The 24,741-nt window shown below is 71.7% G+C and carries 25 protein-coding genes; 17 read left to right on the top strand and 8 right to left on the bottom strand.

Annotation, left to right across the window (positions count from 1 at the left end):
- Positions 1-79: 79 nt before the first annotated feature.
- The 3 genes from ABZ079_RS02355 to ABZ079_RS02345 all read left to right on the top strand — a co-directional run bounded on the left by ABZ079_RS02355 (position 80) and on the right by ABZ079_RS02345 (position 2,128).
- Entirely contained in the window at positions 80-1,348 is a 1,269-nt protein-coding gene (locus ABZ079_RS02355) for an alpha/beta hydrolase (protein ID WP_356937488.1), read from the top strand.
- Positions 1,314-1,826 (top strand): tRNA (adenosine(37)-N6)-threonylcarbamoyltransferase complex ATPase subunit type 1 TsaE, encoded by a 513-nt coding sequence (gene tsaE / locus ABZ079_RS02350; protein WP_356937487.1) that lies wholly within the window; start codon positions 1,314-1,316, stop codon positions 1,824-1,826. The genes ABZ079_RS02355 and tsaE overlap by 35 nt, the downstream gene beginning before the upstream one ends.
- Positions 1,827-1,954: 128 nt before the next feature.
- Complete coding sequence (locus ABZ079_RS02345) at positions 1,955-2,128, top strand: hypothetical protein (RefSeq protein ID WP_356937486.1); 174 nt, start codon at positions 1,955-1,957, stop codon at positions 2,126-2,128.
- On the opposite strand, the gene ABZ079_RS02340 is transcribed toward ABZ079_RS02345, so the two are convergent.
- A complete protein-coding gene (locus tag ABZ079_RS02340; RefSeq protein ID WP_356937485.1) occupies positions 2,125-2,685 on the bottom strand; it encodes a hypothetical protein in 561 nt (186 codons plus the stop codon). The genes ABZ079_RS02345 and ABZ079_RS02340 overlap by 4 nt on opposite strands.
- Positions 2,686-2,798: 113 nt before the next feature.
- Here ABZ079_RS02340 and tsaB point away from each other — a divergent pair, with 113 nt between their 5' ends.
- Genes tsaB through ABZ079_RS02320 form a run of 4 tightly spaced genes read left to right on the top strand, consistent with a single transcriptional unit; the run spans position 2,799 to position 5,314 of the window.
- Positions 2,799-3,455 (top strand): tRNA (adenosine(37)-N6)-threonylcarbamoyltransferase complex dimerization subunit type 1 TsaB, encoded by a 657-nt coding sequence (gene tsaB / locus ABZ079_RS02335; RefSeq protein WP_356937484.1) that lies wholly within the window; start codon positions 2,799-2,801, stop codon positions 3,453-3,455.
- A 29-nt stretch (positions 3,456-3,484) separates the two neighbouring features.
- Entirely contained in the window at positions 3,485-3,982 is a 498-nt protein-coding gene (gene rimI, locus ABZ079_RS02330; protein ID WP_356937653.1) for a ribosomal protein S18-alanine N-acetyltransferase, read from the top strand.
- On the top strand, positions 3,975-5,060 hold the full coding sequence (gene tsaD / locus ABZ079_RS02325) for a tRNA (adenosine(37)-N6)-threonylcarbamoyltransferase complex transferase subunit TsaD (RefSeq protein WP_356937483.1): 1,086 nt from the start codon (positions 3,975-3,977) through the stop codon (positions 5,058-5,060). The genes rimI and tsaD overlap by 8 nt, the downstream gene beginning before the upstream one ends.
- Positions 5,057-5,314, top strand: coding sequence for a hypothetical protein (locus ABZ079_RS02320; protein ID WP_356937482.1), 258 nt, complete (start codon positions 5,057-5,059; stop codon positions 5,312-5,314). The genes tsaD and ABZ079_RS02320 overlap by 4 nt, the downstream gene beginning before the upstream one ends.
- Before the next feature lie 510 nt (positions 5,315-5,824).
- Here ABZ079_RS02320 and ABZ079_RS02315 read toward each other — a convergent pair.
- Complete coding sequence (locus tag ABZ079_RS02315; protein WP_356937481.1) at positions 5,825-6,991, bottom strand: class I SAM-dependent methyltransferase; 1,167 nt, start codon at positions 6,989-6,991, stop codon at positions 5,825-5,827.
- 90 nt (positions 6,992-7,081) lie between these two features.
- Here ABZ079_RS02315 and ABZ079_RS02310 point away from each other — a divergent pair, with 90 nt between their 5' ends.
- The 4 genes from ABZ079_RS02310 (at position 7,082) to groL (ending at position 11,223) form a co-directional block, all read left to right on the top strand.
- A complete protein-coding gene (locus ABZ079_RS02310; protein WP_356937480.1) occupies positions 7,082-8,017 on the top strand; it encodes a polysaccharide deacetylase family protein in 936 nt (311 codons plus the stop codon).
- Positions 8,014-8,835, top strand: coding sequence for a polysaccharide deacetylase family protein (locus tag ABZ079_RS02305; protein WP_356937479.1), 822 nt, complete (start codon positions 8,014-8,016; stop codon positions 8,833-8,835). Before ABZ079_RS02310 ends, ABZ079_RS02305 begins: the two co-directional genes overlap by 4 nt.
- Positions 8,836-9,171: 336 nt before the next feature.
- A complete protein-coding gene (groES, locus tag ABZ079_RS02300) occupies positions 9,172-9,480 on the top strand; it encodes a co-chaperone GroES (RefSeq protein WP_020132158.1) in 309 nt (102 codons plus the stop codon).
- A gap of 120 nt (positions 9,481-9,600) precedes the next feature.
- Entirely contained in the window at positions 9,601-11,223 is a 1,623-nt protein-coding gene (gene groL / locus ABZ079_RS02295) for a chaperonin GroEL (RefSeq protein ID WP_356937478.1), read from the top strand.
- Between the two features lie 310 nt (positions 11,224-11,533).
- Here the strand turns inward: groL and ABZ079_RS02290 are convergent, their stop codons facing one another.
- The 3 genes from ABZ079_RS02290 to ABZ079_RS02280 form a co-directional block, all read right to left on the bottom strand.
- Positions 11,534-12,241, bottom strand: coding sequence for an ester cyclase (locus ABZ079_RS02290; protein ID WP_356937477.1), 708 nt, complete (start codon positions 12,239-12,241; stop codon positions 11,534-11,536).
- A gap of 76 nt (positions 12,242-12,317) precedes the next feature.
- The gene (locus ABZ079_RS02285) at positions 12,318-13,091 is read right to left on the bottom strand and encodes an SDR family oxidoreductase (protein WP_356937476.1); all 774 of its coding nucleotides are present in this window, start codon (positions 13,089-13,091) and stop codon (positions 12,318-12,320) included.
- Between the two features lie 76 nt (positions 13,092-13,167).
- Positions 13,168-13,836 (bottom strand): MOSC domain-containing protein, encoded by a 669-nt coding sequence (locus ABZ079_RS02280; RefSeq protein ID WP_356937475.1) that lies wholly within the window; start codon positions 13,834-13,836, stop codon positions 13,168-13,170.
- A gap of 79 nt (positions 13,837-13,915) precedes the next feature.
- On the opposite strand from ABZ079_RS02280, the gene ABZ079_RS02275 reads away from it, so the two are divergent.
- Positions 13,916-14,824 carry a LysR family transcriptional regulator gene (locus ABZ079_RS02275; protein WP_356937474.1) on the top strand — a complete coding sequence of 303 codons (909 nt, stop codon included), beginning with the start codon at positions 13,916-13,918 and terminating at the stop codon, positions 14,822-14,824.
- Positions 14,825-14,913: 89 nt separating this feature from the next.
- On the opposite strand, the gene ABZ079_RS02270 is transcribed toward ABZ079_RS02275, so the two are convergent.
- Complete coding sequence (locus ABZ079_RS02270) at positions 14,914-15,243, bottom strand: WhiB family transcriptional regulator (RefSeq protein ID WP_356937473.1); 330 nt, start codon at positions 15,241-15,243, stop codon at positions 14,914-14,916.
- Between the two features lie 380 nt (positions 15,244-15,623).
- Between ABZ079_RS02270 and ABZ079_RS02265 the strand changes: the two genes are divergently transcribed.
- The 4 genes from ABZ079_RS02265 (at position 15,624) to ABZ079_RS02250 (ending at position 20,504) form a co-directional block, all read left to right on the top strand.
- Positions 15,624-16,235 carry a response regulator transcription factor gene (locus ABZ079_RS02265; RefSeq protein WP_003948568.1) on the top strand — a complete coding sequence of 204 codons (612 nt, stop codon included), beginning with the start codon at positions 15,624-15,626 and terminating at the stop codon, positions 16,233-16,235.
- Positions 16,236-16,935: 700 nt separating this feature from the next.
- Positions 16,936-17,523, top strand: coding sequence for a sigma-70 family RNA polymerase sigma factor (locus ABZ079_RS02260; protein ID WP_100827787.1), 588 nt, complete (start codon positions 16,936-16,938; stop codon positions 17,521-17,523).
- Between the two features lie 232 nt (positions 17,524-17,755).
- Positions 17,756-19,264 (top strand): IMP dehydrogenase, encoded by a 1,509-nt coding sequence (guaB, locus tag ABZ079_RS02255; protein WP_356937472.1) that lies wholly within the window; start codon positions 17,756-17,758, stop codon positions 19,262-19,264.
- Positions 19,265-19,379: 115 nt separating this feature from the next.
- Positions 19,380-20,504, top strand: a complete 1,125-nt coding sequence (locus tag ABZ079_RS02250; protein ID WP_356937471.1) for a GuaB3 family IMP dehydrogenase-related protein — start codon at positions 19,380-19,382, stop codon at positions 20,502-20,504.
- A 65-nt stretch (positions 20,505-20,569) separates the two neighbouring features.
- On the opposite strand, the gene ABZ079_RS02245 is transcribed toward ABZ079_RS02250, so the two are convergent.
- Both ABZ079_RS02245 and ABZ079_RS02240 read right to left on the bottom strand, forming a co-directional pair.
- Complete coding sequence (locus ABZ079_RS02245) at positions 20,570-21,124, bottom strand: hypothetical protein (protein WP_356937470.1); 555 nt, start codon at positions 21,122-21,124, stop codon at positions 20,570-20,572.
- Between the two features lie 171 nt (positions 21,125-21,295).
- Complete coding sequence (locus ABZ079_RS02240; protein ID WP_356937469.1) at positions 21,296-22,504, bottom strand: nucleotide sugar dehydrogenase; 1,209 nt, start codon at positions 22,502-22,504, stop codon at positions 21,296-21,298.
- Between the two features lie 282 nt (positions 22,505-22,786).
- On the opposite strand from ABZ079_RS02240, the gene ABZ079_RS02235 reads away from it, so the two are divergent.
- Complete coding sequence (locus ABZ079_RS02235) at positions 22,787-24,496, top strand: glycerol-3-phosphate dehydrogenase/oxidase (RefSeq protein ID WP_356937468.1); 1,710 nt, start codon at positions 22,787-22,789, stop codon at positions 24,494-24,496.
- Positions 24,497-24,741 lie beyond the last annotated feature (245 nt).

The following is a 24,741-nucleotide window of genomic DNA, read 5'->3' as shown; positions in this document are numbered from 1 at the left end:
CGGCGGCCTTCAGACACCACTGCGGCATCATCCGTTTTCACCCACAGGCGAACTGCAGTACGGCGAAGAGGAGCGGTACGTGAGCGAGAGCAGCGCGGAGGCCGTGGCGGACGTCGTTCAGGACGTCGTCGCCAGGGCGGCCGTCGCCTCCGCCGCTGGGGTGGCCGGCTGGCGCAGGGCGACCGGCATCGCCGGTGCCGCGATAGGCGTGCTCGCCGCGGGCGCGGCGGCCGGTGTCGCCATAGAGCGGATGACGGTGGGGCGCGAGATACGGCGCAAGGCCCGGCTGGCGCTGGACTCGGCGGGCCCCTACGGCGCCGTGCGCGGCACCCCGGGCAAGGCGTACGCCGACGACGGAACCGAGCTGTACTACGAGGTCGACGAGACCGAGCCCGATCCGGGCCCGCACGTCTCCCCGCGCCGGCGCCGGCTCTTCGGACGCAAGGCGCCCGCCCCGGTCACCGTCGTCTTCTGCCACGGTTACTGCCTCAGCCAGGACTCCTGGCACTTCCAGCGTGCCGCTCTGCGCGGGGTCGTCCGGACCGTGCACTGGGACCAGCGCAGCCACGGGCGGTCCGGGCGGGGCGCGGCCCAGACCCGGGACCGGGCGCCCGTCACCATCGACCAGCTCGGCCAGGATCTGAAGGCCGTCCTCGACGCCGCCGTACCGGACGGACCGGTGGTGCTGGTCGGTCACTCCATGGGCGGCATGACCATCATGGCCCTCGCCGCCCGGTTCCCGGAGCTGATCCGGGACCGGGTCGTCGCCACCGCCTTCGTCGGTACGTCGTCCGGACGGCTCGGCGAGGTCAACTTCGGCCTCCCGGTGGCCGGCGTCAACGCGGTGCGCCGCATCCTCCCCGGTGTGCTGAAGGCGCTCGGACAGCAGGCGGAGCTGGTGGAGAAGGGGCGCAGGGCCACCGCCGACCTGTTCGCCGGGGTCATCAAGCGGTACTCGTTCGCGGGGCGGGACATCGACCCGGCGGTCGAGCGGTTCGCGGAACGGATGATCGAGTCCACGCCGATCGACGTGGTCGCCGAGTTCTACCCGGCCTTCACCGACCACGACAAGACCGAGGCCCTGACCTGCTTCCGGGACATGCCCGTGCTCGTGCTGGCCGGCGTGCGGGACCTGGTCACACCCAGCGAGCACAGCGAGGCCATCGCCGACCTGCTCCCGGACGCCGAGCTGGTCCTCGTACCCGACGCCGGGCACCTGGTGATGCTGGAACACCCGGAAGTGGTCACCGACCGCCTCGCCGACCTCCTCACCCGCGCGGGTGCCGTGCCCGCAGGGGCTACCGTAAGTGGCTATGGAACGACCAGCAGCACCGCACGACCCCGCTGAGACCCGGCTGACGATCACCTCGCCCGAGCAGATGCGGGAGCTGGGCCGCCGGCTGGCCAAGCTGCTGCGCGCGGGCGACCTGGTGATGCTCACCGGGGAACTCGGCGCGGGCAAGACCACGCTGACCCGCGGCCTCGGCGAGGGGCTGGGCGTGCGCGGCGCGGTCACCTCGCCGACCTTCGTGATCGCCCGTGTGCACCCCTCCCTCGCCGACGGCCCGCCCCTGGTCCACGTGGACGCCTACCGGCTCGGCGGCGGCCTGGACGAGATGGAGGACCTGGACCTCGACGTCTCGCTGCCCGACTCCGTGATCGTCGTGGAGTGGGGCGAGGGCAAGGTCGAGGAACTGACCGAGGACCGGCTCCAGGTGGTCATCCACCGCGCGGTCGGAGACACCACCGACGAGGTGCGCCACGTGACGCTGACCGGCCTGGGGACGCGCTGGGCGGACGCCGGCCTGGAGACCCTCGCGGCCTGATCCGGCCCGGCTTTCCGACAAGCCGTCGGCATCCTATTGCGCAGGACGTCCCGAGCGTGGTGACATGGTGTCCAGCTTGTGGTTAGGCCTACCTAACCACGCCCGCCCCCGCACCTCAGGAGGCGTCCATGACCGCTCCCCGCCCCGCGGAGCAGCCCCGTCCGGCCGTGCTCACCGGGACGTCCATGCGCGATCTGCTGGCGTCGTGCGCGGCCGCGGACGCGATCTCCCGGCCGCCGCGGGACCCGGAACCCCAGCAGCGGGCCCCCGAGCCCGCCGGGGAGCGGCGCGCGGCCGCCTAGCGGATCACGATCACCCGTACGCCGATCGTCGCGAACGTCCACATCGCGTTCCCGTCCGCCCGTGTCTCCCGGATACCGCCCGTCTTCACGCTCGGATCGACCGCCGTCCGCGGGGCGCCGCCCACCGCCGCGCTGAAGCCGATCGCCACCCCGTCGATGCTGGTGAACCGCACGACGTGCTCGATGGGGAGACCGTCGCTGCCGGTGACCGCGTTCGAGCGGGACGACACCCAGTACGTGCCCGGCAGCGGGTCGAGGTTGCCCGGCCTCACCCGGAAGGTGCGCCGCACCCGGTCGCGCTCGTCGATCAGCCAGACCCGGTCGTCGTCCACCGAGTACACGACCCGTTCACCCGTACCGGACCCGCTCGGCAGGGCGGCCGGGTTCCGCCGGTCCCGGGGTGCCTTGCTCGCGGCCGCCGCGGCGGAGGCGCTCGGCCCGGGCCTGCCGCCCAGGCTCGCCGGGGTGGTCGCCTGGGCCTGGTAGGCGAGGAAGCCGATGGCTCCGACGGCCGCCGCGGTGAGGCCGGCAACGATCACCGAGCTGGTCCCTGCCACGTGCACCCACCTCTGCCTAGTGCGATATGTCGTACTTCGTACAGACCGTAGCAGCCGGTGACCGAACGACCCGGACGGCCATGCGAGCGGCGCGGGCGCCGTAGGCTGTTCGCGTGCTCTTGCTCGCTCTGGATACCGCAACACCCGCCGTCACCGTCGCGCTGCACGACGGCACGGACGTCCTCGCCTCGTCGAGCCAGGTGGACGCACGCCGGCACGGGGAGCTGCTGCTGCCGGCCGTCGACCGGCTTCTCACCGAAGCCGGGCTCAAGCTGGAGGCGGTCACCGCGATCGCCGTCGGCGTCGGCCCCGGCCCCTACACCGGACTGCGGGTCGGCCTGATGACCGCCGACACCTTCGGCCTCGCGCTCGGCGTCCCGGTGCACGGCGTGTGCACGCTGGACGGGCTCGCCTACGCCGCCGACATCGAAAGAGGCCCCTTCGTCGTGGCGACCGACGCCCGGCGCAAGGAGGTCTACTGGGCCACATACGCCGACTCGCGCACCCGGCTGACCGGCCCGGCCGTGGACCGGCCGGCCGACATCGCCGAGCAGGTCGCGGGGCTCCCGGCGGTCGGCGCGGGCGCGCTGCTCTACCCGGACACGTTCCCGAGCGCCCACGAGCCCGAGCACGTGTCCGCCGCCGCCCTCGCCTCGCTCGCCGCCGAGAAGCTGGCCGCGGGTGAGGAGCTGCCGGCGCCCCGGCCGCTGTACCTGCGCCGCCCGGACGCACAGGTCCCCAAGAACTACAAGGTGGTCACCCCCAAGTGACTCAGCCGGCACCCCCCCGACTGCGCGAGATGCGCTGGTGGGACATCGACCCGGTCCTGGAGCTGGAGAAGGACCTCTTCCCCGAGGACGCCTGGTCCCGGGGCATGTTCTGGTCCGAACTGGCCCACTCTCGGGGCCCCGAGGCCACCCGGCGCTATGTCGTGGCCGAGTCCGACGGCCGCATCGTCGGCTACGCCGGCCTCGTCGCCTCCGGCGAGCAGGCCGACGTCCAGACCATCGCCGTCGCCCGTGACCAGCAGGGCACCGGCCTCGGCGGGCGCCTGCTGGCCGAACTGCTGCGCGCGGCGACCGCGTTCGAGTGCCACGAGGTGCTGCTCGAGTGCCGGGTCGACAACATCCGCGCGCAGAAGCTCTACGAGCGCTTCGGCTTCGAGCCCATCGGCTTCCGCCGCGGCTACTACCAGCCGGGCAACGTGGACGCCCTGGTCATGCGCCTGACCACAGCCTCCGGCAGCGGCTCCGCCGCGGGCTCCTCACCAGTACAAGGAACCGAGATCAATGACTGACGAACCTCTCGTCCTCGGCATCGAGACCTCCTGCGACGAGACCGGCGTCGGCATCGTCCGCGGCACCACCCTGCTGGCGGACGCCATCGCCTCCAGCGTCGACGAACACGCCCGCTTCGGCGGTGTCGTGCCGGAGGTGGCGTCCCGGGCGCACCTGGAGGCGATGGTCCCGGCCATCGACCGCGCGCTGAAGGAGGCGGGTGTCTCCGCGAAGGACCTCGACGGCGTCGCGGTCACCGCGGGGCCCGGCCTCGCGGGTGCCCTCCTCGTCGGCGTCTCGGCGGCGAAGGCGTACGCCTACGCGCTCGGCAAGCCGCTGTACGGCGTCAACCACCTCGCCTCCCACATCTGCGTGGACCAGCTGGAGCACGGCCCGCTGCCCGAGCCGACGATGGCCCTGCTGGTGTCCGGCGGCCACTCCTCGCTGCTGCTGTCGGCGGACATCACCTCCGACGTCCGCCCGATGGGCTCGACCATCGACGACGCGGCCGGCGAGGCCTTCGACAAGATCGCCCGCGTGCTGAACCTGGGCTTCCCCGGCGGCCCGGTCATCGACCGGTACGCCAAGGAGGGCGACCCGGAGGCGATCGCCTTCCCGCGCGGCCTGACCGGCCCGCGCGACCCCGCCTACGACTTCTCCTTCTCCGGCCTCAAGACGGCCGTCGCCCGCTGGATCGAGGCCAGGCGCGCGGCCGGCGAGGAGGTCCCGGTCCGCGATGTGGCCGCCTCCTTCCAGGAGGCCGTCGTCGACGTCCTGACCCGCAAGGCCGTCCGCGCCTGCCAGGACCAGGGCGTCGACCACCTGATGATCGGCGGCGGTGTGGCCGCCAACTCCCGGCTGCGCGCCCTCGCCCAGGAACGCTGCGAGGCGGCCGGCATCCGGCTGCGCGTCCCGCGCCCCAAGCTGTGCACGGACAACGGCGCCATGGTGGCCGCGCTCGGCGCCGAGATGGTCGCCCGCAACCGGACCGCCTCCAGCTGGGACCTGTCGGCCGACTCCTCCCTGCCGGTCACCGACCCCCATGTCCCCGGGCACGACCATGTGCACGAGATCAGCAAGGAGAACCTGTACCCGTGACGGTCGCCCTGATGTGGGAGGCGAGGGCCGCCGAGGGCCGCGGCGAGGAGCTGCTGGGCTGGGCGCGGGGGCAGCGCCTCGCCCGGGAGCCGGTGCGCCGGGAGATCTTCCGCGCTCCGCGGGACCGGGTGCTGGTGATCACCTGGTGGGACGCGCCGTACGACGCGTCGCTGCCCGAACTGCCCGAGCCGTCTCCGGCGTTGGTGACGCGTCCCGTGCACCGGTGGCGCTTCGAGTCGGTGGCGGACGGCTAGCGTTCGGGCCGGGTGTCCCGGCGCGCACGCCGTCACAGCCCCAGGAGCTGTTTGAGGGATGCGGCGAGGGCCGGCACCCCCGTGCTCGCCGTGGCGCCGTCGAGGATCGTCGTCAGCCGGTCCGGCACGCGGTTCCGGTCCACCGGCGTGCCGTCCTGCCGAGCGGAACGCCCGTGCCGGGTGGTGGACGGCCGAGGTTGGGAGAATCACTCCGGCTGCGCTATGATCATCACACGCGAACGGCCGGAACCCCGGTCCGGACGCAGTGCGTTGGTGGTCCAAGGAAAGACGCCCCGCTTCCTGCGGGGAAATGCAGGTGCAAGGCCTGCCCGGCGCTCCACGAAAACCCCGCTCCCGGTTCGCCGGGGCGGGGTTTTTCTTGCGTCACGGGCGTCCGGCCTCCTGCCGGCGGACCGCCCCTGCCTCGGAGACCTCCGTCTCGCACCGCAGCCGGCGCTCGGGCCCGACGATCCGCACCGGGCGAGCCGTCGGCGCCCGGGAACGCGGGCGTCACCCCAGCGGATGGCCGATCAGCATCGTCGGCGCCCCCGCGACGCGTGTGAGGAACACCGTCGCCGCGTTCGGTCCCTGCGGCCTGACCTTCCGGCGCAGCTCCTCCGGTTCGACCGCGGAGCCGCGCTTCTTCACGGTCAGCGTGCCGACCTCCCGCTCCCGCAGCAGGGCCTTCAGCTTCTTCACGTTGAAGGGCAGTCGGTCGGTGATCCGGTAGCCCGTGGCGAACGGGGTGGGCCGCGGCTCGTCGGCGGTGACGTACGCGATCGTGGCGTCGACGAGTCCGCCGCCGACCTCCTCGGCCACCTCCGCGACCAGGTGCGCGCGGATCACGGCACCGTCGGGTTCGTACAGGTACCGTCCCACCGGCCGCACTTCGGGGTCGGGCAGGCCCCGGCCGAGCAGCGTGCGCGGGCCGGGCAGCAGCGTGGCCCGTACGCCGCCCGGCGCCCCGGTGCCGAACCACAGCACCGCCTCCTTCACATCCCCGCCGTCGGAGATCCACTCGGCCTCGGCCTCGACGGGCACCGCCTCGTGCGGGATGCCCGGAGCGATCTTCAGGGCCGCGCGGGGTGCCGTACGCGCCGCGCCGACCGCCCAGGACAGGGGCGGCGAGTAGGCCTCGGGATCGAAGATCCGGCCGCGCCCGCCCCGCCGGGCCGGGTCCACGAACACCGCGTCGTACCCGGCGGTGTCCACCTCCGTGACATCGGCCTCGCGCACCTCGATCAGGCCGGCCAGCCCCAGCGCCTCGGCGTTCGCCCGCGCCACCGCCGCCGTCAGCGGGTCCCGGTCCACGGCCAGCACCCGGATCCCGGCCCGCGCCAGCGCGATCGCGTCTCCACCGATCCCGCAGCACAGGTCGGCGACCGAGGTCACGCCCAGGTGCTTCAGCCGCTGCGCCCGGTACCCGGCCACACTGGCCCGCGTCGACTGCTCGACCCCGTTCGGCGTGAAGAACATCCGCCCGGCGTCCTCGGCCCCGAACTTCGCCGCCGCCCGCTGCCGCAGCCGGGCCTGGCCGAGCGCGGCCGACACCAGCTCGGCCGGGTGGTCGCGGCGCAGCCGGGTGGCCACGGCCAGCTCCCGCGCGGGATCGGTGTCACGCACCTCCTCGAGGAGGGCGCGGCCTTCGGAGGTGAGGAGGAGGGCGAGGTCGTTCACCCGGTCATTGTGGGCCAGTCGGTGGATGGTGCGCCTCCGACGGCGGTGTCGGACCCGGTCGCGGGCCGGGCCCTGGGAGGATCCGGCACCATGCGAGCAGTAGTACAAAATGACAAGAATCAGACTCTCTCTCGGGCTCGGTCGCAGTCCCGTATCCGGTCCCTCGCCCTGGGCTGTGGAGCCACCGCGCTGGCCTCCGCCGCCCTCCTCTCCGGCTGCGCCGGCCCGGACTCCCCCGGCACCGCGTCCGGCCAGGGCGGCCCCGGCCGGACCGGGGGCCGCGAGGGAGGCCAGGCCGCCGAACACGCCCGCCTGGCCGCCGCCGCCCGGCGCTGGGGACTGGAACAGGTCCCGCTGACGCCACCGCCGCCACCCGTGGTGAAACCGAAGATCACCGCCCGCGCCGGGTTCGAGGTGGATCACCAGGACGACTGGGACCTGCCGCCGGTCTTCACCACGATCCCCACCAAGCAGAAGGTCGTCTTCCTGACGATCGACGACGGCGCGGAGAAGGACCCGAGGTTCCTCGCCATGATGCGGGAACTGAAGATCCCGTACACCGCCTTCCTCAGCAACTACCTGGTGAAGGACGACTACGCCTACTTCCGGAAGATGCGGTCCTACGGCAACACCCTCAACAACCACACGCTGCACCACCCCTACCTGCCGGGCCTGTCCTACGAGGAGCAGAAGGACGAGATCTGCGGCATGCAGGCCGTCATGGAGAGCCAGTTCGGCAAGGCGCCCACGGTCTTCCGCCCTCCCTACGGCAACTACAACCAGGACACCCTGGTCGCCGCCAAGGCCTGCGGCATCAAGTACGCGCCGATCTGGAACGAGGAGGTCTTCGTCGACCACTGGGAGTACCGCGAGGACGACCGGCGGCTGCGCCGCGGCGACATCGTCCTCACCCACTTCCGCGGCCGGGGCGACTGGGACGGCACGATGGTCGACGACATGCGCCGCTTCCTGAACAAGGTCACGCGCGAGGGCTACGCCGTGGCCCGCCTGGAGGACTACCTGTGAGGCGGGCGCGGGGCCTGGCCGCGGTCCTCGCCTCGGCCCTCCTCCTCGCGGGCTGCGCGCAGTCCGTCGACCCCATCGAACGCCTCGGCAAGAAGGCGGCCGAAGGGGTACGCCCGAACGGCCCCGCCCCCGACCGTGCCTACCGCCACTGGGGCCTGACCGAGCCCCTGCCCCGCCCGCCCCGGCCCGCGACCCGGTCCCTCGCCCTCAGTCCCCACGCCGGGGGCCGCGCCCTGCCGCGCGTCGTGGACCATGTCGCCACCCGCGACCGGGTCGTCTTCCTCACCTACGACGACGGCGGCGAGAAGGACCCCCGCTTCGTCGACATGGTCCGCGAACTCCGGCTGCCGGTCAGCCTGTTCCTCACCGACAGCGTCGCCGGCCCCGGCTACGGTCACTTCGCCCACCTGCACAGGCTCGGCGCCGGCATCCAGAACCACACCCTCGACCACCGGGCGCTCGCCGGACAGCCGTACGCAGGGCAGCGCGCCGAGATCTGCGGCCAGCAGCAGCGGCTGGACGCCCGCCTCGGCGTCCGCCCCCGCCTCTTCCGCCCGCCCTACGGCACGTACGACACCACCACCCTGCGCGCGGCGGCCGACTGCGGCATCTCCACGGTCGTCCTGTGGCGGGCCGCGATGACCCCGACCGGCCTCGTCTTCACCCGGGGCGACCACCGCCTCCGCCCCGGCGACATCGTCCTGGTCGGCCCCGACGAGTCCACGGGCCCGCCCCTGCGGGAACGCACGACGCGGGTCCTGCGGCGGGCGCAGCAGCGGGGGCTGACGGTGGGGCGGCTCGAGGACTACCTGAACTGACCGGCCCGGCCGCGGACGGTTCGGCCCGCCCGGCGCCCGGCGATGGGCGGGGAGAGGCCGCAGGACCGAGACGGCGGTCTGGGGGCGCGGCCCCCGGCGGAGGCCGGCACCGAGCGCCGCCGTCACTCCACCCGCTCAAAACTCGGGCGACGCGCCGCCGGCATTGGCACTCCGCTTGACCGAGTGCTAACCGCAGTCATAGTCTCGGCTCTGGCACTCCCCCCTGGAGAGTGCCAACAACGCGACGGGCAGGTCCGGCACCCGCGACGACGGATCGACCTGGTCGCCACCTCAGACAGTTAACCCCGTGAGATCTCCGAAGGGGGAGGTCGGATCGTGACGACCACCAGCTCCAAGGTTGCCATCAAGCCGCTCGAGGACCGCATCGTGGTCCAGCCGCTCGACGCCGAGCAGACCACCGCCTCTGGCCTGGTCATCCCGGACACCGCGAAGGAGAAGCCCCAGGAGGGCGCCGTCCTCGCCGTGGGTCCGGGCCGCTTCGAGAACGGCGAGCGTCTTCCGCTCGACGTCAAGGTCGGAGACGTCGTCCTCTACAGCAAGTACGGCGGCACCGAGGTGAAGTACAACGGCGAGGAGTACCTCGTCCTCTCGGCTCGCGACGTCCTCGCGATCATCGAGAAGTAGTCACCTCGAGCACACAGTTGCTTCCTGCTGCGCCCCTGGCCCCCGCGACCACACAAGAAGCCGGGCGCCCGGGGCGCAGTTCTTTTTTCACCCACAGATTCCGAGAGGGCTCCCGCTGTCATGGCGAAGATCCTGAAGTTCGACGAGGACGCCCGTCGCGCCCTCGAGCGCGGCGTCAACAAGCTGGCCGACACGGTGAAGGTGACGATCGGCCCCAAGGGCCGCAACGTCGTCATCGACAAGAAGTTCGGCGCCCCCACCATCACCAACGACGGTGTCACGATCGCCCGCGAGGTCGAGATCGAGGACCCGTACGAGAACCTCGGCGCCCAGCTGGTGAAGGAGGTGGCCACCAAGACCAACGACATCGCTGGTGACGGCACCACCACCGCCACCGTGCTGGCCCAGGCGCTCGTCCGCGAGGGACTGAAGAACGTCGCCGCCGGTGCCTCCCCGGCCGCCCTGAAGAAGGGCATCGACGCCGCGGTCAAGGCCGTCTCCGACGAGCTGCTCGCCACGGCCCGCCCGATCGACGAGAAGTCCGACATCGCCGCCGTGGCCGCGCTGTCCGCCCAGGACCAGCAGGTCGGCGAGCTGATCGCCGAGGCGATGGACAAGGTCGGCAAGGACGGTGTCATCACCGTCGAGGAGTCCAACACCTTCGGTCTGGAGCTGGACTTCACCGAGGGCATGGCCTTCGACAAGGGCTACCTGTCGCCGTACTTCGTGACGGACCAGGAGCGCATGGAGGCCGTCCTCGACGACCCGTACATCCTGATCACGCAGGGCAAGATCTCCGCCATCGCGGACATGCTGCCGCTGCTGGAGAAGGTCATCCAGTCCAACTCCTCCAAGCCGCTGCTGATCATCGCCGAGGACGTCGAGGGCGAGGCCCTGTCGACCCTGGTGGTCAACAAGATCCGTGGCACCTTCAACGCCGTGGCGGTGAAGGCCCCCGGCTTCGGTGACCGCCGCAAGGCGATGCTGCAGGACATGGCCGTCCTCACCGGCGCCACCGTCATCTCCGAGGAGGTCGGCCTCAAGCTCGACCAGGTCGGCCTCGAGGTGCTCGGCTCCGCCCGCCGCGTCACCGTCACCAAGGACGACACCACGATCGTCGAGGGTGCCGGCAAGGCCGAGGACCTGACGGGCCGCGTCGCGCAGATCAAGGCCGAGATCGAGAACACCGACTCCGACTGGGACCGCGAGAAGCTCCAGGAGCGCCTCGCGAAGCTGGCCGGCGGCGTGTGCGTGATCAAGGTCGGCGCCGCCACCGAGGTGGAGCTGAAGGAGAAGAAGCACCGTCTGGAGGACGCCATCTCCGCGACCCGCGCCGCGGTCGAGGAGGGCATCGTCTCCGGTGGTGGCTCCGCGCTCGTCCACGCCGTGAAGGTCCTCGAGGACAACCTCGGCAAGACCGGCGACGAGGCCACGGGTGTCGCGGTCGTCCGTCGCGCCGCCGTCGAGCCGCTTCGCTGGATCGCCGAGAACGCCGGCCTCGAGGGCTACGTCATCACCTCCAAGGTCGCCGAGCTCGACAAGGGCCAGGGCTTCAACGCCGCGACCGGCGAGTACGGCGACCTGGTCAAGGCCGGCGTCATCGACCCGGTCAAGGTCACCCGCTCCGCCCTGGAGAACGCCGCCTCCATTGCCTCCCTGCTGCTCACGACCGAGACCCTGGTCGTCGAGAAGAAGGAAGAGGAGCCGGCCGAGGCGGGCCACAGCCACGGCCACGCCCACTGAGCCTGCGCTGCGCTGAGCTGAGCTGAGCTGAGCCACGGTGCCCAGTGCCCCCGACGGGGCGCTGGGCACCATGCTTTTCAGCGGTGGCCGCTCGCGCGCGACGCGCCCCTGACCGCTGCTCGGGCGTCACCCGGGCGCCCACGGCCGGGTTCAGGGCTCTCCCTACGTGACCCTCGTTCCGCCGCGCGGGACGAGGGTGCTGATGACGCCCTGTCACCTCGGGGCGCGGCCGACCCGGACGAGGCGCTGCTCCTCGGTCGTCGGCCGGCGCAGGTGGAGTGGCGGACCACCAGCCGATCGCCCCTCCCCGCTAGCTCTCCAGATCGTCCAGTGCTCCCAGTTGCTGCATCAGTCCCAGCTGGTCGTGCTGCCACCACAGCTCGGCGATCTTGCCGTCCTCGCCGAACCGGAAGACGGTCGTCCCGGTCATCGCCACCTGCCGGCCGGTGTTGGGCAGGCCCAGGAACTCGCCCTTCTGGACGCCGCGCCACGTCCAGCGCGCGCAGGCCCTCTCACCCTGGGCGAACACGTCCTCGACGGTGAACGAGAAGTCGAAGCCCCCACGCCACATCCGGAACTCGGCGCGGACGTTGTCCAGCCCGATGGTGTCCTGCGGGTTCACCGGGTCGTGACTGTGGATGTCCTCGTCCAGCAGGTCGTTGAGCGGAGGCAGCTCGCCCGGCGTCTCCAGCGCCTCGAAGAACCGCCGGACGGTGTCCTCGGCCAGCCGCTCGTCCCGTACGACGTCCAGATCGGTGAACGTCGGCATCTCGTCGCACAGGGCGACCATCCCCTGGAAGATCCTGTCGGTCTCCGGGAGGTTCGAGTTCCGCATCGCGTCCTCGTACGACGGGAACTCCACCACTTCGACGATGTGCGACGCGTCCGACCGGTCCTTGCCGACCAGCGCGTGCGTCGCCGTCCGCCTTCCCTTGGTCTGCGCGACCCAGTCGTCCATGAGCCGGTTCATCTCGTCCAGCCGGCTCGTCTTGCACTCGATGAGCTGTACGAAGGTCATGACGCCGCCTCCCGGCCCCCCTGGCCCGGTTCCATCACCCTCATTTTCGCACCGGGGCGGCAGCGTCACACGTCCGCTACCGCGGGCCGTACCTGCGCCCGGTCCTCGAGGAGATCCCGCCCAGCAGCCCTCGGGGCGTCACCTTCACCAGACCCATCAGCGCCTTGTACCTCGGGTCCGGGATGGACAGTGACCTGCCGCGCGCCAGGTCCGCCAGCGCCGCCGCGACCAACTTGTCGGCGTCCAGCCACATCCACCCCGGGATGTTGTCCGTGCCCATCCCGGCCCGCTCGTGGAACTCGGTGCGCACGAAGCCCGGGCACAGGGCCATCAGCCGCACCCCGCTGCCCGCCAGGTCCTTCGCCGCGCCCTGCGTGAACTGCACGACCCAGGCCTTCGACGCCCCGTAGGTGCCCCGCGGCACGAAGGCGGCCACCGAGGCTACGTTGACGACCCCGCCCCGTCCACGCTCGCGCATCGCCGCGGCCGCCGCCGACGTCAGCCGGAGCACCGCCTCGCAGTGCACCTTGAGCATCTTCAGCTCGTCCGCCATGGGCACGTCCAGGTAGCGGCCCTTGTTGCCGAACCCGGCGTTGTTGATCAGCAGGTCGACCGGGTTCTTCCGGTCGCCGAGCCGGTCGGCGACCGCCTCGATGCCCTTGTCCTCCGACAGGTCGGCGGTCAGCACCTCCACCTCGACGCCGTGCCGGTCGTGCAGTTCGGTCGCCTGCTCGCGCAGCCGCCTGGTGTCCCGCGCCACCAGGATCAGGTCATGCCCGTCAGCGGCGAGCCGCCGCGCGAACGCGGCACCGATCCCCGCGGTCGATCCCGTAATCAGAGCCGTTGTCATGGCCCAAGGGTAGTGACCCGGACCGGCGGCGTCCGCTGCCCACGGCGGCCTTCGCGCCAGCCGCGCCGACTGTCCTTCAGCCCCCGTACCGGGCCGCGTACTTGCGGGCCGCCGCCAGTGTCTCCGCGTGCAGTGCCTCGCCCGCGGCGAGCAGCCGAGGCAGCAGTTCACGTTCGGTGGTGACCGCGCGGAACTGCATCGCCGCCGTCACCCCGTGCTCCGGCCGGTGCACGATCTCGACCGGATCACCCGCCCGTATCTCGCCCGGTTCGATCACCCGCAGGTAGGCACCGGTCGCACCCTTCCGGGTGAACCTCTTCACCCATCCCCGCTCGTCCAAATGGCCCTGGAACGTACGGCACGGAATCCGCCCCGAGGTCACCTCCAGCACCACCACGGAACCGATCCGCCAGCGCTCGCCGATCAGCGCGCCGGAGACGTCCAGGCCGTCCGTCGTCAGGTTCTCCCCGAAGCAACCGTTGGGCAGCGACCGGCCGAGTTCGCGCTCCCAGTCGTCGAGGTCCTCGCGCGCGAACGCGTACACCGCCTGGTCGTAGCCGCCGTGGTGCCGCATGTCGCACACCGTGTCCCCGGCGAGCCCGCTCGCGCCGACCCCCTTGGGGCCCGGCGCCGTGACCCGCACCGGGCCGTCGGCCGGCTTCTTGTCGATGCCCGTCACGCCGTCCGGCTGGTCCGTGTACGACACCGGCTGCGGGCGGCCCAGGTTGACCGAGAGGAGCTGCATGCCCGCACCGTACGGGACCACCCTCAAAGCGTCGAGCGAATATGCGGCGCCGTCCCCAAGCTGCCCTTATGCTCGAAGGGTGATCGAGGCCCGTCATCTCCGTGTCCTGCGCGCCGTCGCCTCCACCGGTTCCTTCTCGGCGGCGGGGCGTGAACTGGGCTGCACCCAGCCCGCCATCAGTCAGCAGATGAAGGCCCTGGAAGCCTCCGTCGGCACCCCGCTGCTGGTCCGCAGCGGCCGCGAGATGCGCCTCACCCAGGCCGGAGAGGCCCTGGTCCGGCACGCCTCCGGGATCCTCGCCGGACTCACCGCGGCCGAGGAGGAGGTCGCCGCCATCGCGGGCCTGCGGGCCGGCCGGGTCCGGCTGGTCTCCTTCCCCAGCGGCAGCTCCACCCTGGTCCCCACCGCGCTGGCCGCCCTGCGCGCCGCCCACCCCGGCACCCGCGTCTCCCTGGAGGAGGGCGAGCCCCCGAGGTCCGTCGAACTGCTGCGCGAAGGAGACTGCGACCTCGCCCTCGCCTTCCGCTACGAGGGCGCCGCGGTCGCGGAGGACTGGGACGACCTCGTCGTCCGGCCGCTGCTGACGGACCGTCTGGTGGCCCTCGTGCCCGAGCGCCACCGGATCGCGCGCGCGGAGACCGTCGCCATCGGCGAGCTGGCCCAGGAGCCCTGGATCGCGGGCTGCCCGCGCTGCCGCGGCCAGCTGGTGCAGGTCTGCGAGGGCGCCGGGTTCAGCCCGCGCATCGACTTCGCGACCGACGACTACCCGGCGGTGGTCGGTCTGGTCGGCGCGGGGCTCGGGGTCGCCGTCCTGCCCCAGCTGGCGGTGGAGTCGGTACGGCCGAGGGGTGTGCGGGTGGTCCGGCTGGAACCGGCGGTACGGCGGGAGATCGTCGCTCTCACCCTGCCCGACCTGGCACGGGTGCCGACCGTGGCGGCGACGCTGGAACAGCTCGCCCGGGCGGCTCGGGCGGCCGGGCGTTCGTAAGGGGTCACGGCAGAGTCATCGGGCACGCACGCGCGTGCCCGGTGAGGGAAGGGGCGCACCCGGCGGGCTGCGGGTGCTGAAACGTTCCTTCAGTGATTCGGGGCGGTGTCCCCGCTGGTGGTCGATGCCGACACCAGACGGTTGCGTGCCCGCCCCATCAACTCTTCGCGCTCATCCTCGGTCAGGCCTCCCCAGACTCCGTACGGCTCGCGCACCGCCAGTGCGTGCGCCGCGCACTCCGCACGGACCGGGCATCTCATGCAGACCTCCTTGGCCGAGTTCTCACGAGCACTCCGAGCCGCCCCGCGCTCGCCCTCGGGGTGGAAGAAGAGCGAGCTGTCCACGCCGCGACAGGCAGCCAGCAGCTGCCAGTCCCATAGGTCCGCGTTCGGTCCGGGAAGGCGGGAGAAATCTGCCATTACGTGACCCCTTGTAGCCGTTCTCTGCGGATACGGTGCCATCGACCGTACATCTCCGGTCTAAGGAGATGAAAATATGACTCATTGCGAATCTAGCTCCGGACACTGCAAAACGGGAAGAAAAGCGGCTGAATGGGGCATGGGTTGTGGTGAAAAGTTGGAGTCCGCCGGGCATGTCTCCACCGTGTCGACGCCCTCACATAGAGTGCCGAAGACGGCACGCGGCCCCGTAACTCTTTCGAGTGACCGTCGTTGAGAGTGCGGAGGCGGTTGAGAACACAAGCGCTCGGGCAGGCGTCCGAGACGGTCGACCGCACAGGTGACGATTCCGTACCAGCCTGGAGGCTCAAGGTGACGCGCATCAGCTGCGGAGGGCGGTCATGACATCCGTCCTCGTCTGCGACGACTCCCCGCTTGCCCGAGAAGCGCTCCGCCGCGCGGTCGCGACCGTGCCCGGTGTCGAGCGTGTGACGACGGCGGCCAACGGCGAGGAAGTCCTCCGCCGCTGGGGCGCCGACCGCTCCGACCTCATCCTGATGGACGTGCGCATGCCCGGCCTGGGCGGCGTCGAGACCGTCCGCCGGCTGCTGTCCGCCGACCCGGGGGCCCGCATCATCATGCTCACCGTCGCCGAGGACCTCGACGGCGTGGCCCTCGCGGTCGCCGCCGGCGCCCGGGGCTACCTGCACAAGGACGCCTCGCGCGCGGAGCTGCGCGCCACCGTGACGCAGGCGCTGGCCGACCCGACCTGGCGGCTGGCTCCGCGCCGGCTCCGCTCGGCCGAGATGGGCGCCGCGCCCACGCTCACCGCGCGTGAGATCCAGGTCCTTGAGGGCATGAGCCACGGACGCTCCAACGCCGAGATCGGCCGCGAGCTGTTCCTCTCCGAGGACACCGTCAAGACCCACGCCCGGCGCCTGTTCAAGAAGCTCGGCGCCTCGGACCGGGCCCACGCCGTGGCGCTCGGCTTCCGCTGGGGACTGGTCCGGTAGGACGTGCGCAGCCCTGCGGGGCAGGCGGGACCGGACCGCACCGGGCACCGTTCCCGAGGCCGGGAACGGCTCCGCCTCCCTCGGCGGCAGCCGGACGGCGCATTCGCGTCCGGGCGGCTTGCGGTACGTCTCCCGCGGCTGCGGGGCCGCCCGGCGTCGGGACGTACCGGTGCGTGCGGGTCGCCCACGAGGACACTTGGGGTACGCCGTCGGCCGCTCTCCCGATCACTTGGGGGAACGGAGGCGTGGTGCGTGCCCGCTCCGCCGGGCCGATCCTCGATCTCGCGGATCGCGTACTGCCCGTGCCCGCCGCGGCCCTCGGTGAGGCTCGGGTCACCTCCGGCGTGTGCGCGTCAGGTGCTCCGGGGCTGCGGGCGGCTGCGCCAGGCCGGTCGCCCTCGTGGGAGCCACGCCGGCCAAGTCCTGTGTCCGGCACCGGCGGAAGTGCCGTGCCCGCCTCGGCCGTCACCACCGCGCCGGACCTGCCGACGGGCGGTGTGCAAGGCGGCCCGCCGGACGCGCGCTGCTCGTTTCGGCGCGGATGCCGCATCCTTGAGGTGTGGAGTCTCTCGGGGACGAGTCGGTCGAGCGGAAGGGGAGGGCGCAGGGGATGAGTGCCGGCGCACCTGCTCATAACGCTTCGGTGCACAACCATGAGCACGATGCGACGGACCGGACGGCCGCAGGGCACCATGGACCGATGCGCGACGACGAGGCGGGCACGGCCCATGGGGCGTTCGGTGCGCTCGTGCATCGCGCCGTCGACGGGGACGAGCAGGCCACGCACGATCTGCTCGCCCATGTCCACCCCCTGGCGCTGCGCTACTGCCGCACCCGGCTGTCCCGGCTTCCCGGCGACGCGCGCCACTTCGTCGAGGATCTCGCCCAGGAGGTCTGCGTGGCGGTCCTCCTCGCCCTGCCCCGCTATCGCGACACCGGCCGCCCCTTCGAGGCGTTCGTCTTCGCCATCGCCTCCCACAAAGTCGCCGATCTGCAGCGCGCCGCGATGCGCCACCCGGGCTCCACGGCCGTCCCCTCGGACGAGATGCCGGAGCGCCCCGACGACTCCCTCGGCCCGGAGGAGCGCGCCCTGCTCAGCAGCGACGCCGAGTGGGCCAAGAAGCTGCTGGCCAACCTCCCCGAGAACCAGCGCGAGCTGCTTCTGCTGCGCATCGCCGTGGGCTTGACCGCGGAGGAGACCGGGCAGATGTTGGGAATGTCACCCGGGGCGGTCCGAGTGGCCCAGCACCGGGCGCTGAGCCGCCTGAGGGCGCTCGCCGAACAGTGAGTCCGCACGTCGTCACCGCGACCGGTCAGCGGCCGCGATGGCGCAATTCGGCGGTGCCGAGCCCGCGTCAGCCCGCCACGGCACCTTCCGAGCCGGTCTCCGTGAACATGCGCGCCGACGGTTTCGTATGAATGTATGAAGCCTGAAGGAGCCCCCTACCGTGGAATTTGCTAGCGACGCTTCCCGTTAGCATGGACATCCGCACCGATCAAGGCCATTTGGGGAAGGTGTCATGACTGCCAACGTCGACGGAGTGCCCGGTAAATTCGCGACACTCGGGCTGACCTACGACGACGTGCTGCTGCTGCCGGGCCCGTCGGACATGGCACCCGACGAGATCGACACCGCCTCGTACGTCTCCAAGAACGTGCGGGTCAACATCCCGCTGCTGTCCGCCGCCATGGACAAGGTGACCGAGTCCCGCATGGCGATCGCGATGGCCCGCCAGGGCGGCGTCGGCGTCCTGCACCGCAACCTCTCCATCGAGGACCAGGCGAACCAGGTCGACCTGGTGAAGCGCTCCGAGTCCGGCATGGTCACCGACCCGATCACCATCCACCCGGACGCCACGCTCGCCGAAGCCGACGCGCTGTGCGCCAAGTTCCGTATCAGCGGCGTCCCGGTGACCGACGGCGACAAGAAGCTCCTCGGCATCGTCACCAACCGTGACATGGCCTTCGAGAGCGACCGCAGCCGCCGCGTGCACGAGGTCATGACCCCGATGCCGCTGGTCACCGGCAAGGTCGGCATCTCGGGCCCCGAGGCCATGGAGCTGCTGCGCAAGCACAAGATCGAGAAGCTTCCGCTGGTCGACGGCGAGGGCGTCCTCAAGGGCCTGATCACCGTCAAGGACTTCGTCAAGGCGGAGAAGTACCCGAGCGCCGCCAAGGACGCCGAGGGCCGTCTCCTGGTCGGCGCGGCGGTCGGCGTGGCCGGTGACGCCTTCGAGCGCGCCCAGGCACTGATCGAGGCCGGTGTCGACTTCATCGTCGTGGACACCGCGCACGGCCACTCCCGTCTGGTCGGCGACATGATCGCCAAGATCAAGTCGAACTCCTCCGGCGTCGACGTCATCGGCGGCAACGTCGCCACGCGCGACGGCGCGAAGGCCCTGGTCGACGCGGGCGCCGACGGGATCAAGGTCGGTGTCGGACCGGGCTCCATCTGTACGACCCGCGTGGTCGCCGGTGTCGGTGTCCCGCAGGTCACCGCGATCTACGAGGCCGCGCTGGCCGCCAAGGACGCCGGTGTCCCGGTGATCGGCGACGGCGGTCTGCAGTACTCCGGCGACATCGCCAAGGCCCTGGTCGCGGGCGCCGACACGGTGATGCTCGGCTCGCTGCTCGCCGGCTGCGAGGAGTCCCCGGGCGAGCTGCTCTTCATCAACGGAAAGCAGTTCAAGTCCTACCGGGGCATGGGCTCGCTCGGTGCCATGCAGACCCGCGGCGACCGCAGGTCGTTCTCCAAGGACCGCTACTTCCAGGAGGGCGTCGCCTCCGACGAGCAGCTGATCCCCGAGGGCATCGAGGGCCAGGTGCCCTACCGCGGCCCGCTGTCCTCCGTGGTCCACCAGCTGGTGGGCGGCCTGCGCCAGTCGATGTTCTACGTCGGCGGCAGGACGGTGCCCGAGCTCCAGGCCAATGGCCGGTTCGTGCGGATCACCTCGGCGGGCCTGAAGGAGAGCCACCCGCACGACATCCAGATGACGGTCGAGGCGCCGAACTACAGCGGCAGGAAGTGACCCACGCGCGCGTGGACGCTGTCTGAGGGCGGCCCCGGATTCTCCGGGGCCGCCCTCGCCATGGGCGTCGGCGATACTGGAAGACGCTGAAACGCATCAGGGAAAGGCCACAGACGTGACTGAGATCGAGATCGGGCGCGGCAAGCGCGGCCGCCGGGCGTACGCCTTCGACGACATCGCGGTCGTCCCCAGCCGCCGTACGCGGGACCCGAAGGAGGTCTCGATCGCCTGGCAGATCGACGCCTACCGCTTCGAGCTGCCGTTCCTGGCCGCCCCCATGGACTCCGTCGTCTCCCCGGCCACCGCCATCCGCATCGGCGAGCTGGGGGGCCTCGGTGTGCTCAACCTCGAGGGCCTGTGGACCCGGCACGAGGACCCGCAGCCGCTGCTGGACGAGGTCGCCGAGCTGCCCGCCGACCGGGCGACCCGCCGCCTCCAGGAGATCTACGCGGCTCCCATCAAGGAGGAGCTGATCGGTGCCCGCATCAAGGAGGTGCGCGACTCCGGCGTGGTCACGGCCGCCGCGCTCTCCCCGCAGCGCACCGCCCAGTTCTCCAAGGCGGTCGTGGACGCGGGTGTGGACATCTTCGTCATCCGCGGTACGACCGTCTCGGCGGAGCACGTGTCGTCCGCGCACGAGCCGCTGAACCTCAAGCAGTTCATCTACGAGCTGGACGTGCCGGTGATCGTCGGCGGCTGCGCCACCTACACCGCCGCCCTGCACCTGATGCGCACCGGCGCGGCCGGTGTGCTGGTCGGCTTCGGCGGCGGCGCCGCGCACACCACGCGCAACGTCCTCGGCATCCAGGTCCCGATGGCCACCGCCGTCGCCGACGTGGCCGCGGCCCGCCGTGACTACATGGACGAGTCCGGCGGCCGGTACGTGCACGTGATCGCGGACGGCGGTGTCGGCTGGTCCGGCGACCTGCCCAAGGCGATCGCCTGCGGTGCCGACGCGGTGATGATGGGCTCCCCGCTGGCCCGGGGCACGGACGCGCCCGGCAAGGGCCACCACTGGGGCATGGAGGCGGTCAACGAGGAGCTGCCCCGCGGCCAGAAGGTCGACCTCGGCACGGTCGGCACCATCGAGGAGATCCTCACCGGCCCGTCCCACACCCCCGACGGCTCGATGAACTTCTTCGGCGCCCTGCGCCGCGCCATGGCCACGACCGGCTACAGCGAGCTGAAGGAGTTCCAGCGGGTCGAGGTGACGGTCGCGGACAGCCAGCACAGGCGCTGACCCGTACGACGCGAAGGGCCCGTCCACCGGATGGTGGGCGGGCCCTTTCCCGTGCGGGCGAGGGGTCAGGCGGCTGCCTTCTTGGCGCCCGAGAACGCGGCGAACGCGGCGATGGCGAAGAAGACGAAGGTGAGCGGGTCGGCGTCTTCCTTCCAGATCTTCTGGACCGCGTCGAGGTGCTCGAAGAAGACCTCGTTGAAACTCGCGTCGAAGTGGTTGGCGATGATCATCGCCTCGCCGACCAGCTGGCCGAGGTAGACCGAGCCGAGCGCGAGGACGGCGCCGGCGATCGGAAGGACGGGGTTGCGGCCGCCCGCCTTGCCGGCCGCGAGACCGACGACGAAGCCGACGCCGACGGCCGCCCAGCCGATCTCGTGCTTCGTGGCGCCGATGATGACGCCGTACAGGGCGCCCACGACCACGGCGGCGGCGAGGGCGGCGACCAGGCCGAGGACGACGTTGTTCCTGGCGGGCGCGGACGGCGCCGGCGGCGCGGCGAAGGCGCCCTGCTGCGGCGGGTACGGCGCTCCCGGGGCGGGAGCCGGCGCCTGCTGGGCGTACGGATTGCCGTCGGCCGGACCGGACTGCGGCGGCTGAGGCGGCGGAGCTGACTGGCTCATGACAGGAATCCCCCCGTGCTGTGGCACAACTGGATGACGGAAAAGAGAGACGTACGCACGCGTGTGCGGCGAGTCCGGGGGAGACTAACAGCCAGGAACGACAACGCCCCCGGCCGTTTTCCGTTTGTGACCGCTCCGTGCGCGACCGTTCGCCCCCCGACTCCGCCGCGCTCAGAGCCGGTGCGCCGCTCCGGTGGGTGTGGCGCCCCGCGTGTCCAGCAGCAGCTGGGCCTTCACCGACAAACCCTGCAGGTCGTAGGTGCGGTGCTGCTGGAGCAGGATCGTCAGGTCGGCGTCGGCGGCCGTCTCGTACAGGGAGTCCGCGCGCGGGACCGGACGGTCCAGGACGTTCCAGGCGGGCACGTACGGGTCGTGATAGCTCACGGAGGCACCCAGTTCCATCAGCCGGATCGCGATCTCCTGGGCGGGGGTGCCCTGCTGGTCGGCGAGGTCGGCCTTGTAGGTGACGCCGAGGAGCAGGATGCGGGCGCCGCGGGCGGACTTGCCGTGCTCGTTCAGGAGGGTGGCGGCACGCTGGACGACGTAGTGGGGCATGCGGTGGTTGACCTGCTGGGCCAGCTCCACCATCCGCAGGGTGCGGGTGGCGTGGCCGGTCAGGTCCTGCGGGACGCCGTGGCCGCCGACCCCCGGGCCCGGCCGGAACGGGTGGAAGCCGAAGGGCTTGGTCTCCGCGCAGCGGATGACGTCCCACAGGTCGACGCCCAGCTCGTGGCAGAGGACGGCCATCTCGTTGACGAGTGCGATGTTGACGTGCCGGAAGTTGGTCTCCAGCAGCTGCACGGTCTCCGCCTCGCGCAGTCCACGCGCGCGTACCACCTTGTCGGTGAGCCGGCCGTAGAACGCGGCGGCCGACTCGGTGCACGCGGGCGTGAGACCGCCGATGACCTTGGGGGTGTTGGCGGGGGTGTGGCCGCGGTTGCCGGGGTCGACCCGGCTGGGGGAGTAGGCGAGGTGGAAGTCGCGGCCGGCGCGCAGTCCCGAGCCCTTCTCCAGCAGGGGGCGCAGGAACTCCTCCGTCGTCCCGGGGAGCACGGGCGACTCCAGGATGACCGTGGTGTGCGGGCGGAGCCGCTCGGCCAGGGCGCGGGCGGCGGCCTCCACCTGGCCGAGGTCGAGTCCGCCGTCGGGGCCGCGCGGGGTCGGCGCGCAGATCACCGCGGTGCGCACCCGGCCGAGCTGGGCCGGGTCGGTGCCGGGCCGGAAGCCCGCGGAGTGCATCCGGCGCAGCTCGGCGGGGCTGAGCGAGCCCGCCTCCGGGCCGGTGGCGTAGCCGACGGTGTGGATGCCTGCGGCGACGGCGGCCTGGGCCAGCGGGAAGCCGTAGGGGCCGAGTCCGATGACGGCGAGGTCTGCGGGCATGGCGTGGGCCGTCCTTCCCAGTAACCGAAGCGGGACAGGTGCGCAACCGCTGTGGACAGGATGAGAGAGTGCGATGTCAGAGTAGGTACCAATATGACCGTTATGTGTGATTGTGTTCGTGTGTCTTGCGAGGGTTGTGCGCGAGTTGTCCACAGCTGGGGATCGCGTGGTGGCTGAAGTCGGGCAAGCCGGTCAGAATTTGGGCATGAGGAGGGGATGAACCGGGCTTCGCCCACCGGGTGCGGCCGACGCGAGCGGGTTGTGCGACAGCGGGAGGCAACGGTGAGGACAGCGACTCTGGGGCCGGCGCAGCGCGCCGAGGCACTGGCGGCGATGGCGGAGCGCGAGCTGGACGTGCTGGTGGTCGGCGGCGGAGTGGTCGGCGCAGGCACCGCACTGGACGCGGTCACCCGCGGTCTGTCCACCGGCCTGGTCGAGGCCCGTGACTGGGCGTCCGGCACCTCCAGCCGGTCCAGCAAACTGATCCACGGCGGCCTGCGCTATCTGGAGATGCTCGACTTCGCACTGGTCCGCGAGGCGCTGAAGGAGCGCGGGCTGCTCCTGGAGCGGCTCGCCCCGCACCTGGTCAAGCCGGTGCCGTTCCTGTATCCGCTGCAGCACAAGGGCTGGGAGCGGCTGTACGCCGGCTCGGGCGTCGCGCTGTACGACGCGATGTCCATGGCCCGCGGCCACGGCCGGGGCCTGCCCATACACCGGCACCTGAGCCGCCGGCACGCCCTGCGCGTCGCTCCCTGCCTGCGCAAGGAAGCCCTCGTCGGCGCCCTGCAGTACTACGACGCCCAGATGGACGACGCCCGCTTCGTCGCCACCCTGGTACGCACGGCGGCGTCCTATGGAGCGACGGTGGCCAACCGCGCGCGCGTGACGGGGTTCCTGCGCGAGGGCGAGCGGGTCGTCGGTGCCCGGGTGCAGGACGTGGAGGGCGGCGGGGAGTACGAGATCCGCGCCCAGCAGATCGTCAACGCCACCGGCGTATGGACCGACGACACGCAGGCCATGGTGGGCGAGCGCGGCCAGTTCCACGTGCGCGCCTCCAAGGGCATCCACCTGGTCGTGCCCAAGGACCGCATCCACTCCACCACCGGCCTGATCCTGCGCACCGAGAAGTCCGTCCTCTTCGTCATCCCCTGGGGCCGGCACTGGATCATCGGCACCACGGACACCGGCTGGGACCTGGACAAGGCCCACCCGGCCGCGTCCAGCGCCGACATCGACTACCTGCTGGAGCACGTCAACTCGGTGCTCTCCGTGCCCCTCAGCCGTGACGACGTGCAGGGCGTGTACGCGGGCCTGCGGCCGCTGCTGGCCGGCGAGTCCGACGCCACCAGCAAGCTGTCCCGCGAGCACACGGTCGCCCACCCGGCACCGGGTCTGGTGGTCGTGGCGGGCGGCAAGTACACGACCTACCGGGTGATGGCGAAGGACGCCGTCGACGAGGCGGTGCACGGCCTCGACATGCGCGTCGCCGACTGCGTGACGGAGGAGACCCCGCTGCTCGGCGCCGAGGGCTACCAGGCGCTGTGGAACGCGCGAGCGCGGATCGCCGCCCGCACCGGACTGCACGTGGTCCGCGTGGAACACCTGCTGAACCGATACGGCTCGATGGCCGAGGAGGTCCTGGACCTCATCACCGCCGACCCCGCACTGGGTGAGCCGCTGCAGGCCGCCGACGACTATCTGCGCGCCGAGGTGGTCTACGCCGCCTCGCACGAGGGCGCCCGGCACCTGGACGACGTCCTCACCCGCCGCACCCGCATCTCCATCGAGACCTTCGACCGGGGCACCCGCAGCGCGCGTGAGGCGGCCGAGCTGATGGCACCGGTACTCGGCTGGGACGAGGCCCAGATCGAGCGCGAGGTCGAGCACTACGAGAAGCGGGTGGAGGCCGAGCGCGAGTCCCAGCTCCAGCCGGACGACCAGACGGCGGACGCGGCACGGCTGGGGGCGCCGGACATCGTGCCGCTCACCTGACCGGTGGGGCCTGGCCGATGACACCCGGAAGGTGAGGTCCCGGCGGCCCTCGGCGGACCATGCCGTACGAACCGTGTGCGGCATTCGGGAGTCTTACGGTCCATCATCCCGATAAGCGGAACGCCTGGTTCACGGCGGCTTGCGGTGCGCGGGGCGCGGGCTGCGGCCAGGGGCCCCCTGGGCGTCGGGCACTTGTCGGGTGAGAGACAATGGAGGCTCTGTCAGGGCGGGTTGTATGAGGGGAC

It is taken from the genome of Streptomyces sp. NPDC006314 (genome assembly GCF_040613075.1).
Lineage (GTDB): Bacteria > Actinomycetota > Actinomycetes > Streptomycetales > Streptomycetaceae > Streptomyces.
This window is presented reverse-complemented; position numbering and strand designations above follow the sequence as displayed.